The organism is Aerococcaceae bacterium DSM 111021, from assembly GCA_020112395.1.
Classification (GTDB): Bacteria; Bacillota; Bacilli; order Lactobacillales; family Aerococcaceae; genus Ruoffia.
Window position 1 is genome coordinate 1,321,329 of the sequence record JACCEK010000001.1, and the last position, 13,980, is coordinate 1,335,308.

The 13,980-nt window shown below is 37.6% G+C and carries 13 protein-coding genes, 1 rRNA gene, 1 pseudogene and 1 other annotated feature; of the genes and pseudogenes, 1 reads left to right on the forward strand and 14 read right to left on the reverse strand.

Annotation, left to right across the window (positions count from 1 at the left end):
* Positions 1 to 23 precede the first annotated feature (23 nt).
* The 10 genes and pseudogenes from HYQ40_06120 to HYQ40_06165 all read right to left on the reverse strand — a co-directional run bounded on the left by HYQ40_06120 (position 24) and on the right by HYQ40_06165 (position 10,709).
* Positions 24 to 1,646 (reverse strand): peptide ABC transporter substrate-binding protein, encoded by a 1,623-nt coding sequence (locus HYQ40_06120; protein MBZ6527350.1) that lies wholly within the window; start codon positions 1,644 to 1,646, stop codon positions 24 to 26.
* 419 nt (positions 1,647 to 2,065) lie between these two features.
* Positions 2,066 to 2,581, reverse strand: coding sequence for a GNAT family N-acetyltransferase (locus HYQ40_06125; protein MBZ6527351.1), 516 nt, complete (start codon positions 2,579 to 2,581; stop codon positions 2,066 to 2,068).
* Positions 2,582 to 2,704: 123 nt separating this feature from the next.
* Positions 2,705 to 2,968, reverse strand: a pseudogene (locus tag HYQ40_06130) (HAD hydrolase family protein).
* Positions 2,969 to 3,321: 353 nt separating this feature from the next.
* A complete protein-coding gene (locus HYQ40_06135) occupies positions 3,322 to 5,292 on the reverse strand; it encodes a PTS sugar transporter subunit IIA (GenBank protein MBZ6527352.1) in 1,971 nt (656 codons plus the stop codon).
* Between the two features lies 1 nt (position 5,293).
* On the reverse strand, positions 5,294 to 6,217 hold the full coding sequence (gene pfkB, locus HYQ40_06140; GenBank protein ID MBZ6527353.1) for a 1-phosphofructokinase: 924 nt from the start codon (positions 6,215 to 6,217) through the stop codon (positions 5,294 to 5,296).
* A gap of 3 nt (positions 6,218 to 6,220) precedes the next feature.
* Positions 6,221 to 6,967, reverse strand: a complete 747-nt coding sequence (locus tag HYQ40_06145) for a DeoR/GlpR transcriptional regulator (GenBank protein ID MBZ6527354.1) — start codon at positions 6,965 to 6,967, stop codon at positions 6,221 to 6,223.
* 148 nt (positions 6,968 to 7,115) lie between these two features.
* Positions 7,116 to 8,315 carry an amidohydrolase gene (locus HYQ40_06150; GenBank protein MBZ6527355.1) on the reverse strand — a complete coding sequence of 400 codons (1,200 nt, stop codon included), beginning with the start codon at positions 8,313 to 8,315 and terminating at the stop codon, positions 7,116 to 7,118.
* Between the two features lie 14 nt (positions 8,316 to 8,329).
* On the reverse strand, positions 8,330 to 8,785 hold the full coding sequence (locus tag HYQ40_06155) for a hypothetical protein (protein ID MBZ6527356.1): 456 nt from the start codon (positions 8,783 to 8,785) through the stop codon (positions 8,330 to 8,332).
* Complete coding sequence (locus HYQ40_06160; GenBank protein ID MBZ6527357.1) at positions 8,772 to 9,599, reverse strand: DUF3100 domain-containing protein; 828 nt, start codon at positions 9,597 to 9,599, stop codon at positions 8,772 to 8,774. The genes HYQ40_06155 and HYQ40_06160 overlap by 14 nt, the downstream gene beginning before the upstream one ends.
* 60 nt (positions 9,600 to 9,659) lie before the next feature.
* Positions 9,660 to 9,903: a binding site (T-box leader), on the reverse strand.
* A gap of 71 nt (positions 9,904 to 9,974) precedes the next feature.
* A complete protein-coding gene (locus HYQ40_06165) occupies positions 9,975 to 10,709 on the reverse strand; it encodes a gamma-glutamyl-gamma-aminobutyrate hydrolase family protein (GenBank protein MBZ6527358.1) in 735 nt (244 codons plus the stop codon).
* A gap of 85 nt (positions 10,710 to 10,794) precedes the next feature.
* Between HYQ40_06165 and HYQ40_06170 the strand changes: the two genes are divergently transcribed.
* Positions 10,795 to 11,235: a GNAT family N-acetyltransferase gene (locus tag HYQ40_06170; protein MBZ6527359.1), complete on the forward strand. Its 441-nt coding sequence runs from the start codon at positions 10,795 to 10,797 to the stop codon at positions 11,233 to 11,235.
* A gap of 42 nt (positions 11,236 to 11,277) precedes the next feature.
* Here the strand turns inward: HYQ40_06170 and HYQ40_06175 are convergent, their stop codons facing one another.
* The 4 genes from HYQ40_06175 to rrf all read right to left on the reverse strand — a co-directional run bounded on the left by HYQ40_06175 (position 11,278) and on the right by rrf (position 13,976).
* Positions 11,278 to 12,057, reverse strand: coding sequence for a sugar phosphate isomerase/epimerase (locus HYQ40_06175; protein ID MBZ6527360.1), 780 nt, complete (start codon positions 12,055 to 12,057; stop codon positions 11,278 to 11,280).
* A 21-nt stretch (positions 12,058 to 12,078) separates the two neighbouring features.
* Positions 12,079 to 13,077, reverse strand: a complete 999-nt coding sequence (locus tag HYQ40_06180) for a hydroxyacid dehydrogenase (protein MBZ6527361.1) — start codon at positions 13,075 to 13,077, stop codon at positions 12,079 to 12,081.
* A 17-nt stretch (positions 13,078 to 13,094) separates the two neighbouring features.
* The gene (locus tag HYQ40_06185) at positions 13,095 to 13,724 is read right to left on the reverse strand and encodes a YitT family protein (GenBank protein ID MBZ6527362.1); all 630 of its coding nucleotides are present in this window, start codon (positions 13,722 to 13,724) and stop codon (positions 13,095 to 13,097) included.
* A 136-nt stretch (positions 13,725 to 13,860) separates the two neighbouring features.
* Positions 13,861 to 13,976 (reverse strand): 5S ribosomal RNA (rrf, locus tag HYQ40_06190).
* Between the last annotated feature and the right edge of the window lie 4 nt (positions 13,977 to 13,980).

Below are 13,980 nucleotides of genomic sequence, written 5' to 3' on the forward strand. Positions count from 1 at the left end.
ACTCACCTTTCTACGTGTCTCGACTATTCATTTATTGTAACTTCCTTCAATTGTACATCAACCATACCATCTACGAATAAGTTATTCATACGCTCACTCTTAACTTGCGGGTTACTGTAGTAGTAGATTGGAATAAATGGCATCTCATCCATTAGAATGCGTTCTGCTTCTATATACATCTCATGTTGCACAGCTTCATCTTCTTCAAACAATACTTTATCGAGGATTTCTTGATACTCGGTATTCTCCCAACCCGTTCTGTTCTGGCCTGTATCTGCTGAATAGTAATGTTCTAGGAAAGCATAAGCTGAGTTAAAGTCAACGGTTGGTCCGATGCGTCCGATTTGGTAATTCAATTGATTCATACTTTCAAAGTGAACATTAATTTCTGCTGTTTCAATCGTTGTTTGAACGCCAAGTTCGCGCTCCCATTCGTTTTGAATGAATTGTGCCACTGCCATATGAGAATCATTATCATTGGTTTGGATGACAATCGGCATAGCTGACGCATCATCATAACCCAGCTCTTCCATCCCTTGAGCCAAGTATTCACGCGCTGTCTCGTAATCCGCATCTTCAAAGTAGCCGCGATCCTCTTCAAAGCCTTTGACCGTTGGAGCAATGCCACCTAATGCTGGCGTTTGTTCTCCTTTAACCACGTTATCTATCAACTCTTGACGGTTAATCGCAAGGGACAGAGCACGACGGATATTCGTATTCGACATCACCTCATCTGTTGTATTTAGCTTATACTTATACGTTGCACCAATTTCGGTGACATCTAATTCCCCATTCTCACGGTAGCTATCGATTGCATCTGCTGGAATCGTGTTGAAAGGAATACCAATAAAATCAAGTTCGCCACCTTCAAAACTCATATTCGCCGTCATCGGATCTTCAATAATACGTACATAAACCCCGTCTAAATCAACGTTCGCTACGTCCCAATATCCTTCATTCTTCTCTAATGTATAATCCCCATTGTGATTCCATTCAACAAAATTAAATGGCCCATTGGATACAAATTGCTCACCGGCTTCAGTTGCCCAAGAACCATCTGCTTCTACCGTCGCTTGATGAACAGGCATCATCGTTGTCTGTCGCGCTGTTAATTCAATAAAGTAAGGAGCAGGCTCTGCCAACGTCACTTCAAACGTTTGATCATCAACCGCATTGATTTTCACATCTTCTTCTGACCCTTCGCCCATAAAGTATGCTTCTGCTCCTTCAATAACAAACATCTTGGATGCATTCGGTGCTCCCGTTTCAGGATTAATGATACGCCTCCAAGCATATTCAAAATCAGATGCCGTTACTGGGTCACCGTTGTTCCATTGAATGCCTTCACGTAGATGGAATGTATATGTCTTACTATCTTCACTCACATCCCAAGATTCAGCCATTGCTGGTACAATCTCGCCCTCATTGGTTGGACGAGTCAGTCCTTCGAAAATATTTTTTATCATTGGCATAGAATACGAGTCAGTCACAAAAGCCGGATCCATAATTGGTTCAGAGGCAACAGATAAATTTAAAATCTTATCTTCCTGGGCTACGCCCGTCGTGCTAGAATTAAATTGACTGAAAACTTGGAAACCAATCACTGCCACAATAATAACTGCGATAATCTTTTTAATATGTTTCATATGTTGTATCCTCCTTATTTTTTGGACAAAAAAACCTACTAAGAATTGGACAACAAATCTTAGTAGGTTTTTAGATACAACATAGCATATATATGTTGGCTAAACTTATTATTCCCACATAAGATTTGCGTCCTATGCGGGTACATGCTTAATTAGCACACCACATAGAACCTGAGTAATAATTGTGTGTTTAATAAGCTATTTAATTGTAATAAGTTTAGATTATTCATGAATATGCTCCTTCGCTCTTTATTTGTAGCTTAGTATAAATGATAAATAATTAAAAAACAAGTGTTTTCTCTCATTTTATTCTAATCATTCTATTTAAGGTGTCCCTTAACATCATGTAAATGTTGTTACATCAGCACATATTAAAACACCCTCATCATTAGAATTCATTCTAATAATCAAGGTACCTTCTATAATTCTTTCAGCATAATATAATCCACTTGCGCATCGTCTCCCATAATGAAAGTATGCTCACCAACTCGTTGGAAGCCCATCTTCTTATAGAAAGCTAAGGCATTATAATTATGCTCCCAGACCCCTAACCAAATACCAGTTCGGTTAAGTTCTTTTGCTCGAGCATGAGCGAATTCCAACAGTTCTCTTCCATAGCCTTTACGCGTATGTTGAGGTAGTACATAAATTCGTTCCACTTCTAATGCTAGCGGATTATCTTTCTCTGATTGCGCATCATCAATATTCAGCTTTAAGTAGCCAACGACCAAGTCTGAATCCTTCAGAAAATAAAAATCTGTACCAACTTGGTTGATTTCAGACGTTAGTTGCTCAATAGTGTAGGTCCTTTCTAAATATTCATTTAAATTCTCTTCGGTATTTTGGTCTTTGAATGTATCAACAAACGTTTCAATACTAATATCGCGTAATTGTTCAACATCACTTGGTTTGCATTTAACTAGTTCTGTCACTATACCACCTCGTTATACTATAATCATTCTTTTATTATAGCAAAGTCAGGCTTCAACTGCATTTGAAATTATATAGCTTTCAATAATGACTAAAATATACCATTGCATAAAACATAATCATATTTCTTATATCAAATTATTCTCAAGACAAAATTCATAAATACCATCTTCAGCCACATGACCGATTACTTCGTCAGCAATTGTTTTTAAGTCCTCGGAAGCATTGTCCATTGCTAAGCCCTAGCCGACAGCTGCCAACATTTCAATGTCATTATTATCATCTCCAAAGGCAATCGGACTTCTACCTGTCGCTAAACAAAGTAAAATATCTTTCTACTTTAATGCTTTAAGTGTAGCTAACATCTTCTCTGAAATTACTTTCTTATTCATATCAATCAAGGTGCCCACAATATCAAAAAAAATTATTTTTTAATTTCCATTATTACTCTATCTGAAGTCATTTCAATTCTTCCATCAATTCAGCTATTATTAGAATAAGTCAATAATTGTAAGGAAAGTTGGTACTAATTTGGAAAATGAGTTTGATTTTTATAAAATGGAAGAAAACTTCTTGAAAATCACTAAAGAAATTGAAGCAATGTCAGATATGTTAGAACAATTTAAACAGAATATCCCAAACATTCAATTATTTCTTAAATACTACTGTATTTATAAAAACTAAAAACCCCTCATCTCTAGACATAAATTCTAAAGCGAGGGGTATTGATATTTTTTTGATTTTATTACTCAGCTAATTCTTCAGCCGGTTTCTTTACTAACACACTTAATAAGATAGCTCCGACAATCCCACCAGCAAGCCAAGCCACGAGATACATCCATGGATTCGTTACACCACCGGCAAGAACCGCAAAGATTCCGCCGTGAGGAACATAACTCACACTACCAAATAACATACTTAATGCTCCAGCAACCCCACTACCTACTGCTAATGAAGGAATCACACGAAGTGGATTCGATGCTGCGAATGGAATAGCTCCTTCAGTAATGAAAGCCGCCCCCATCACATAGTTCACTAAAGCACTGTTACGTTGTTCTGGCGCCCAAAGATTTTTGTTAAATGTTGCTGAAATAGCAATCGCTAACGGGGGAACCATCCCACCGATCATAACGGCTGCCATCACATCTGAACCTGCACCGTTTGATGCTGTAACCAAAGCTGTACCAGTAACATAAGAAGCTTTATTAAGCGGCCCACCCATATCAATTGACATCATAGCCGCAGTAACAAAACCTAGAACTACAGATAATTCAGAAGGAATACTTGTTAATAAGTCTTGTAAACCTAACATGACTGCTCCCATGGGTGCATTCACGATAAAGAACATGATGAGACCCATGGCTAGAACACCTAGCACAGGATATAAGAAGATTGGCTTCATACCTTCCAGTGATTTTGGTAACCAACTTAAGCCTTTACGTAAGCACCAAACAATTCCACCCGCTAAGAAACCAGCGACTAAAGCACCTAAGAATCCTGATGCAACTGCATCTTCAAAGATTCCACCGGCATTAAAGGCTGTTAGAATACTTGGGTTAGCAAAAACCCCACCCATGAAACCAATCACTAAACCAGGTCGATCAGCAATAGATTGCCCAATATAACCTGCTAGTACTGGTAACATCATAGCGAAAGATAAATCTCCGAAAGTTTTTAAAGTATGAGCAATCGCATTATAACTTGCATCATCTGGATTCGCTGAGTTGATTCCCCAGAAGAATGATAAAGCGGCTAAAATCCCACCTGCGACGACGAACGGTAACATATGAGATACACCGTTCATTAAGTGTTTATAGAACTGACGTCCTAAAGATTCATTCTCCTCAGAATCGTCGGCTGACTGATCATATTGACTCGCGTGATAAATACGCGCATCAGCATTTGCGGCACGCTTCACTAATTCATCGGCTTTATTAATTCCGTCGGCTACTTTTGTTATAATAACTGGTTTACCATTAAAGCGCGCCATATCTACTTGCTTGTCAGCTGCTACAATAATCGCTGTTGCGCGTTCAATATCCGCTTTCGTTAATTTATTACCAACACCTGTTTGCCCATTTGTCTCAACTTTAATCGCATAACCGGCTTTATCCGCTGCTTGATTCAGTTTCTCTTCCGCCATATAAGTATGCGCAATCCCTGTTGGACATGCCGTTACAGCTAATAAGTATACATCATCCGCGTCTTGTGCTTGAGTATCTACTGCAGCAACTGTTTCTTTTGCTTGGTTTTCTTCTTCTTTTTCTGCTTCATATTGTGCAATGATGTTCACAACTTCATCCGTTGTTTTAGCATCAAGTAAAGCTTGTTTTGCTTCTGGATTCATTAAGATACTTGATAATTTTGCTAAAGCTTGTAGATGTTCTCCGCCGCCTTCAGGTGCAGCAATCATAAAGATTAATTTTGCTGGTTGACCATCGAATGACTCCCATTCAATTCCTTCTTGTGAGCGAGCAAAAACAATCGCTGCTTCTTTAATTGAAGCATCTTGAGCATGTGGAATCGCAATTTCTTCTCCTACACCGGTTGTTGACTGTGCTTCACGTGCTTCTAGTTTTGCGACATAACTGTCCACATCACTTACGCCACCAGCTTTGGCAAATTGTTCTGCCAGGTAACGTAATGTTGTTTCTTTATCTGTTGTTGATAAAGTTAGGTCCATCGCATCTTTCACAAATAATTGTGCTAATTTCATTTTATCCACCTATCCTTTTCACTTCTATGTCTGTTATTAACTGCTCCACTAATCCTTTATCTGCAATGCCTACAGAGAACGCCGTGGCACTTCCACAAGCCGCTCCTTGTTTTAAACTGTCGCTGTAATTTCGACTTTCAATAAACTTAGCCATAAAGCCAGCTACCATTGAATCCCCAGCACCTACAGAGTTTATCACTTTGCCTTTAGGAACAGATGATTGGTATACCTCACCCGTTTCCGTTAATAAGATAGCACCGTCCCCACCTAAAGATACGATGACGTTACGTGCACCTTTTTCTTGAAGTTGCTTAGCATATTGAATCACATCTTGAGTCGTTTTAACTTCAACATCAAAGATTTCACTTAACTCTTGTGCGTTAGGCTTAATTAGAAAAGGCTTGTGGACTAAACAGGCCGTTAATAAGACTTTGTTAGAATCCAAGACAAATCGTGCTTTCTTGTTAGCACATAATTCGGCTACTTTAACATAGTGCTCACTCGTCATCCCTGGTGCGGCATTTCCAGCTAAAAATACCGTATCGTCTTTAGTTAATTTATCATTGAAATAGGCGAATAGAGATTCAATATCCGCCTCATTAATCTCTGGTCCATTCGCATTGATTTCTGTCTCTTGATCTGCTTTAATCTTGACATTAATTCGAGTTATCGCATCAATCTCAACAAAATCTGGCTGTACGCCTTCTTCGCTTAATGATTTTTGAATATAATCCCCTGAAAAGCCACCCAAAAATCCAGTCGCGATATTATCGTGGCCTAAACGCTTCAATAATACGGACATATTAATTCCTTTACCACCAGCAACATATTCATCTCGCTTCACTCGGTTTAACTCACCTAATTGAATCGAATCTGTATTCATAACTAAATCCACTGCGGGATTGAATGTAATTGTATATAACATGTCTTATACTTCCTTCACTTTCGTGTATTTTTCAAACTTCACCCTCATTGCATCCGTCAATTGGTTCGTAATAATTGCTGCATCTTCTAACTCTACAATGCGACAAAATGATACTTTATCGAATTTACTACTATCCGTTAAAACATACGACGCGTTCGCTTGTTGAATCGCAGTTTGTTTTACATTAGCTTCTTCAATATCTGGCGTTGTATAACCATATTGAACATTCAAACCATTCGTTCCCATAAAAGCGCGCGAGAATTGATATTGTCTCAATTGCTTTTGAGCGTCAGAACCAATCATCGCAAGTGTCTTAGGCTTTAATTTCCCACCAATCAAAATCGCTTGAAAATTCATACCCGCCAATTGGTTCGCAATCTCTAAGCCATTTGTTACAATCGTAATGTCTTTTGCCTTTATATGAGGAAGCATCGTTATCGTAGTCGTCCCTGCGTCAATAAAGATAAACTCATTATCTTGAATTAACGATGCCGCGAACTTACCAATTCGTTCTTTCTCAGTCATATGTTGTGTTGATTTTTCTTTCACACTCGGTTCATAGTCAACCGAGAAATTTCGCTTCGCGCCCCCATGGACACGAATTAATTCTCCAGCCTCTTCCAATTGAGACAAATCACGTCTCGCAGTCGATTCAGACGCATTCGTTGCTTCCACAATTTGCTGTAGTTTAACGATGGAATTCTCCGCCAATAAATGCCGAATGACTTCATGCCTTTCCTCTGTAAGCATTTACATCACTTCCTTAATTATAAGATACACTAAAACCAACCAAGAATCAACCATATTTGTTCAATGTTAATCAAAATTAGTCGATAAAGCGTCAATTTCAATCAAAAAAGCTTTAACCGTCAAAAGACAAGTTAAAGCTTTTAATGTTTTAATCTAAATAATCCAATGCCACTTGAACAAACGACGCCGTAGCCATATAGAACAATGACTCATCGACATCAAATTTCGCATGATGATGCCCGTGAAATTGGCCTTCTATATCAGCCGGATTCGATAAGAACAAGAATGTCCCCGGTGCTTCATATAAGTAGTAAGCATAATCTTCTCCACCCATTAATGGATCTTCCACTTCAACTAATTGACCTGGGAAGATATTTTCCAATGAATGAACCACTTCAGCTGTTACTTGCGCATCATTTGTCACAGGTGGGTACTTATAATCATATGTTACAATACATTCAACATCCAGCGCAGCTCCAATCCCATGAGCGATTTGTTCAATCTTCTTATGAATAAAAGCACGGGTCTCATCATTAAGTGCTCGGACTGTTCCTTCCAGTTCAACATTATCAGGAATAATATTTTGGTTGAAACCACCTTGAACGCGAGTAATAGAAAGAACTGCTGGATCTACGGCCTTTACATTACGACTCTTAATTGTTTGAAGGGCGGTAATTAATTGTCCCGCTGCAGCGATTGGATCTTGTGAATTTTCTGGATAGGCTCCGTGATATCCTTTACCCTTAATCTCAATTAAGAAGCGATCCATTGAAGCCATCATTGGACCTTCTTTATATGCTATCGTTCCTTTAGGTATTTTAGGATCAATGTGACCTTGATGGAAACCCATCACGCGGGTTACGATTGGATTTTTCATGGCACCTTCTTTTATCATCGGCTCCGCTCCACCTGGAAATTCTTCTCCAGGTTGGAATACTAATTTTATAATCCCTGAGAAATAATCACGATTGGCTTGTAGCACTTTCGCAGCTCCCAGTAACATCGCTGTATGTCCATCATGACCACAAGCATGCATATTGTCATTTAAAGAGGAAAAATCTAAACCAGTTGCTTCTTTAATTGGCAAGGCGTCCATATCAGCACGAAAAGCCAAAACTTTATCACTCTTTAGTCCTTCTTTAGTTCCATGAATTAAAGCGACAATCCCATTGCCATTCACGTAAGAATCATTATATTCAATCTCTAATTCATCCAAGACACCCTTCACATACGCAACAGTCTTGGGTAACTCTAATCCTAATTCAGGGATTTGATGCAATTCGCGACGCCATTTTATAATATCTTTTTCTACTGCTTGAGCTAATTCGACTACGTTTAATTGTGCCATGTATATCCTTCTTTCTAGAAAATTCTTAGTAATACTTCTGCTAATACAACACAAGAGAGGACTGTACCTATAATAACTAATAACGATACGAGTACCCCTTTGTAACCAATCTTCTTAAAGGCTGGCCAGTCTTTCCCAATTGTTACACCTGCGTAAGCTAGAATCGGTGTACACAATGCTAATAAACTTACTTTTTCAACTGATGTGATTACAGCATTCGCAACAGGCGAGAAGGGTAGACAGGCTAGAATTGCGATGGCAGAAATATAAGCAACTGAAGGTAGGTCAAATGGCAGAAGTTCCTTAATTAAAAAGCCAATTAAAGTAAACACAACAAGCCATACCATACCTTGAAAACTTTCAACAAACGTCGCACCATAACCAATTGTATTCCCTATAATAGCAACAGCACCTGAAATTATCAGTACGATAAGCCAGTCAAATACTAATTGTATATTAATTTGCTTCATAATTTTCCGCTCCTTTTTTTCCTTTTTCTCTTAATTTGTCAAACCAACGATATGCTCGTTCAGTTAGAGGTAATCCAATGAATATAGCAGTATAAATATTAATAACAGAAGACACTAAGTTGGACATCGCTGCATAAGCCTCTAATTCAGTGGCCATTTCTGGAAAGCGTTCAATAAGCGTTCCTAAGCCTCCAACCATCATTGAAGCTGACCCAATTCCTGTCGCTAGTGATAATGATATCGGTGAAATATACGGAATCTCAGCTAAGATAGACATTAAAAAACTCACAGCAACAACACCAAAGATTGTTCCAACAATATAGTTAGTCATAACTCCACGAAACTCTGGCGACTCCGCGCCATACTTCTCTGAGATTAAAGCCACATTCGCTTCACGGCTCACTCCGAAAGTCATTCCAATTGATTCTCGTTTCATTCCGAAAACAATCGCCAGCGGTAAACCAATTAAGAACGAGAAACCTTCCCCTAAGTTCTGTAGTGTCACAGCAATCCCAGCTTGCATTACTTCTTCAATGGCTGCACCACTTGATACACCCAGTTTTGCAATTAATAACCCGCCCGCTAAAGCCATCATAGCAGAGGCATTTTTTGTACTCTTCTCCGTAATGATCTTTTGTTGTGGAATAAGATAAAAGATTGTCATAAGTAACATAGAGAAAATTAATGGTGCTAAAGTAAATGAGAAACGACCTAACTTTACTGACTGTGATCCTATTAATTCCGCAATCACTGAGAATATTAATACCATGACATGTAATCGATAATCTTTCCAAATTGGTTGTGTTTTTTCCATTTTTATATCCCTCCATATAATACAAAAAAGCCCCTTTGCCTAACAAATAATCTTGTTAGACAAAGGGACGTAGTAATCGTGTTTCCACCCTAATTTATGTTATCTTTACAAATAACAACTCCAATAGCACGGTTTAAAAAATTCAAACGATGCTGGGCAATATAACGGTTGCTTCCGTGTGCAAAGCGTGAACCTTACACATACTCCGAATTTGATTTCACCTATACAAATTATATCCGTTTTCACCAGCCGGACTCTCTTGAATAATTATCTAATAAGTTACTTATTTCATCTCAGTCTATTATATTTATTAATGTATTCATATAATAGACTGAAATATCATGTTTGTCAAATCATATTTTAATATTACACATCTTATTTTAATTTTACAGCGCGTTCCACTAAGTCTGTAAAGGGTTTTAAGTGTGTTGAATCATTTGTGAATAAGACTTCTGGGTGCCATTGCACGCCTATAATCAATGGTATCGCCTCTTTACTTTCAAAAGCTTCAATGACATTGTCCTTACTCCAAACTGTTGCTTCTAGATTTGGTGCTAAGTCATTCACTATTTGATGATGAACTGAGTTCACTAACGTCTGGTCTTCAATAATATTCGACATGTATGAATTAGTTGCTACTTTTACTGAATGCGTCACATATTCCGGTTTAGCTTTTTGACTATGTTGAATAGTGATATCTTTCGCTTCTGATAAGTCTTGATGCAATGTTCCGCCCATTAATGCATTAATTAATTGCAAGCCACGGCATACTCCAAGAACTGGAATCCCTTTTTCAACCGCACCATAAAATAACTTTGAGTCATTCTCGTCCCGATCCGGTTTGATGGTCTGAATCTTTTTACGAGGTTCTTGTCCATATACTAATGGCGATACATCATGTCCGCCAATAATAATTAACCCATCAATCACACTCATAATATCCTCTGTATATACCCCAGCGTTCATCGGAATCATATAAGGGATTCCACCTGCTTCAAAAATAGCGTCAGAAAATACTTTCTGAGAAAAATTGATTTCTAAGCCCATATATTCGTCTGTACGTTCAAGAAAATTCGTATCACTCGTAATTCCAATTACTGGTTTTGTCATAGTTTATAGCTCCTATTTTTCTAACTTTCCACCTTTTTTCTAATATACTCACTACTATACTATTATTTCATTTGGAGGTAAATACATGAAATTAAGTAAGGAGCCCTTTAGTTTATCCAACTTATTTGGATATAATGTTATAGAAAAAAATGTAAAACACTGGTATCAATATCAATTAGATAACAACTCGATTGCTTTTGCCGCAATTGGAACTAACCCATATCATCCTTACTGTGATGAAGTATCCATTAATGTTCATCCTGATTATCAAAGACAAGGTATTGCAACTCAGCTACTTGAGCAAATAGAGTTTGACTCAAGTACAGATGAAGCCTTTATATCCTACTTAGGCAGTAACGCACCGACAAATCTAAAAAGAAACTTCTATTCACAAGTAATGAGTGATTTAGCTCATACTTATTCAGCCCTTTCTTTTGAAATAGATAATACAGATCCTGAAGCAATGTTTCTCATAGAATTACTTCAACTAGAAGAAATTCCATCTTATGATGCTTATTTAAAATAAAAAAAGACATAATAATTATAGTATTTGCTCATAAAGGCTACTTTAATCATTATGTCTTAAATTTAAGTATCTTACTAATTCTCTCAACTTATTCGCATCTTCTATAAACTGCTCCACTGAATCATCTTTAACAAATTCTAAACTAAAATAACGGTCAGACTTAACTTTTACGAGGTCAACGTATTCTTTCCAACTAACTAATCCGTCACTTAAAGGATACCTTTCAAACTCTTCATCCCAATGAAATACGTGGATGTTTGATATATATTGGTTCAATATACGAACTTGTCTCAATCGCTCTCTATGATTAGAATGAACATTTGGCTGCCAATAAGTAAAGACATTGGAACAGTCAACTCGCTCAAGTAGCTTCAAAGCACTCTCCAACGTATCCGTATAGGTCCACTGATGAAATTCTAGATGAATAATTTGTCCTGCTTCTTTAGCAACCTCACTCACTTTTTTAATATCTAAAACAATTCGCTCAAAATCGGTTTGATCTATTTCACCAATTTCTTTATCACGGTCCATCTTTCCAGCCCAAATTCGAATATCCCTTGTACCTAATGCCTTTGCTGTATCACTTATTTCAGTGAAATCCATCTCTTCACCAGCAAAGTAATAAGAACCATATGCTACTACTTCTAAACCAGCTTCACGAGTCAATTCTCCTATATGTTCCGCATCCTTTAGATTACTTGGAGGAACATGGTTATCCCCACCCCATTCAATTCCATCAAGCTGGGCCAATCTAGCGAGTTCTATAATCTCGTTCACACTTTTATCTCTAAACGTTACTGAACACATTGCTAGTTTACTCATCAACTCATCCTTTCAAAACAATTAAGTCATCCGGTTAAACTGCACTTGGTTAACTTCGTATTTTAAACTTTCCCCTTGAATAAAACGCTCTAACTCATCTGCCATATAAACGCCTAGCCTCGCTTGTTCATTCCCCGCACTACCTGCAATATGCGGAGTGAGCACCACATTCTCCATTGTATATAAAAGCGAATCTTCCTCAGGCGGTTCTGGGAAAGTCACGTCAAGTAAAGCAGTAATATCTTGACGTTCTTTAAGTACTTCAATCATTGCAACTTCATCGACAATAGCTCCACGTGCCGTATTTATAAAACTCGAATTTTCTTTCATTGATTCAAAATGTTCCTTTTTAATCATCCCTTCAGTGTCAGGTAGAAGGGGTGCATGAAGTGACACAACATCGGACTGTTCAAATAATCCCTCAAGTGATACTGACTTAACTCCCAATTGATTAAATTCCTCTTGTGATACATATGGATCATAACCTATCACATTCACATCAAAATGCTTCAAATGCTCGATTACCATCCGACCAACTTGGCTCAAAGATATAATCCCTACTGTTGATTGGTAATTCCCAACAACAGGCGCAAATAGACCCAATTGATACGCCTTATCTTTTCGAACTTGTGAAGAAAGTTTCCACACATTCTTTAAGGCAAATAAAATACCCGCTACTGAATATTCAGCTACCGGAATAGCATTAGCTACATTTGCTGTCGTGACTTTAACATTGTGTTCCCAGAAAGAGTCAGTTAACACGCTCTTTAATGTCCCTGCTCCGTAAAACAACGCTTTTAAGTTAGGTGTAGCACGAAGTAACGTTTCATCAAAAACTGGCGCTCCCCAACCCGAAAAGATAACATCAACTTCCTTTAATATCGACAGATCTGCTAATAATTCTTCAGCAGACATATTTCCAGCTATAATATCAACATGTTTACTAATTCGCTCCTGTGTTTCAGCTCTATATACATTCTCAAAAACTTGCGGTAACATGACATAAATCCCTTTTAACATAAGTAACCTCCAAATTATTAATAACTCTTCTTCCGATAACCTTGAATAAACTTCATAAATAATCCAACTAAGACGGCAGAGATTAAAGTTCCTTCCCGAACACCGACCACATGGCCGAGAGTTAGTAAGGATATGGAAACAGCAAGAATAACCAAACAAATATCAAATGGCATTTTAATCCGATTAAATTCTGTGTTGAATCTCAAAGCAATAGCACGAATAATCCCCTCTCCAGGATTATTTATCAAATCAGCCTTTAGCTGGATAACAATACTGACAGCAATAACAAAACAACCCGTAATAGACATCAGTAACTTCAAAAGATAATGTGGAGGTTCCACATGCATAACGTAGATACCCCAAAAATCAATTGCATAGCCCAAAGCTATCGAGATGATAAGTTGAAAGTATTGAATAAACGGGAATTGCTTCCCAATCAGGAGCACTTGTAAGATGACTAATAATATATTAAAAGCCATTGTTACTTGTCCAAAGGTAAAAGGCACAAGTTCACTAACTACTAAAGGTATTGCGGTTACAGCAGATGTTCCTAAATCAGCATGAACAACTAAACTGATACCTAAGCCCATTATAAAAATACTAAAACTTAAATATAAAATGGCTCTAATTAATCCAACCTTTTGCATATGAAACCTCTTTCATCATTTATAAATATATAGTAGCATAATTTAAAGTATTAAACCGATGAAATGATTTAAAAATAAACATAAAAAAAGACTCAACCCAAAGGTTAAGTCAGTTAATTGTAATAGATAAAACAATGCATGGCAACGACCTACTCTCACAGGACCAAAAGTCCAACTACCATCGGCGCTAAGAAGCTTAACTGCTGTGTTCGGCATGGGAACAGGTGTATCCTTCTTGCTACCATCACCACACATT

What these genes read in the sequence shown, in the direction of transcription:
- HYQ40_06150 (MBZ6527355.1), bottom strand. Translation starts at nt 8,315, where the DNA reads ATGGCACAATTAAACGTAGTCGAATTAGCTCAAGCAGTAGAAAAAGAT.
- HYQ40_06185 (MBZ6527362.1), bottom strand. Translation starts at nt 13,724, where the DNA reads ATGCAAAAGGTTGGATTAATTAGAGCCATTTTATATTTAAGTTTTAGT.
- HYQ40_06155 (MBZ6527356.1), bottom strand. Translation starts at nt 8,785, where the DNA reads ATGAAGCAAATTAATATACAATTAGTATTTGACTGGCTTATCGTACTG.
- pfkB (MBZ6527353.1), bottom strand. Translation starts at nt 6,217, where the DNA reads ATGTTATATACAATTACATTCAATCCCGCAGTGGATTTAGTTATGAAT.
- HYQ40_06175 (MBZ6527360.1), bottom strand. Translation starts at nt 12,057, where the DNA reads ATGAGTAAACTAGCAATGTGTTCAGTAACGTTTAGAGATAAAAGTGTG.
- HYQ40_06145 (MBZ6527354.1), bottom strand. Translation starts at nt 6,967, where the DNA reads ATGCTTACAGAGGAAAGGCATGAAGTCATTCGGCATTTATTGGCGGAG.
- HYQ40_06135 (MBZ6527352.1), bottom strand. Translation starts at nt 5,292, where the DNA reads ATGAAATTAGCACAATTATTTGTGAAAGATGCGATGGACCTAACTTTA.
- HYQ40_06120 (MBZ6527350.1), bottom strand. Translation starts at nt 1,646, where the DNA reads ATGAAACATATTAAAAAGATTATCGCAGTTATTATTGTGGCAGTGATT.
- HYQ40_06165 (MBZ6527358.1), bottom strand. Translation starts at nt 10,709, where the DNA reads ATGACAAAACCAGTAATTGGAATTACGAGTGATACGAATTTTCTTGAA.
- HYQ40_06180 (MBZ6527361.1), bottom strand. Translation starts at nt 13,077, where the DNA reads ATGTTAAAAGGGATTTATGTCATGTTACCGCAAGTTTTTGAGAATGTA.
- HYQ40_06160 (MBZ6527357.1), bottom strand. Translation starts at nt 9,599, where the DNA reads ATGGAAAAAACACAACCAATTTGGAAAGATTATCGATTACATGTCATG.
- HYQ40_06170 (MBZ6527359.1), top strand. Translation starts at nt 10,795, where the DNA reads ATGAAATTAAGTAAGGAGCCCTTTAGTTTATCCAACTTATTTGGATAT.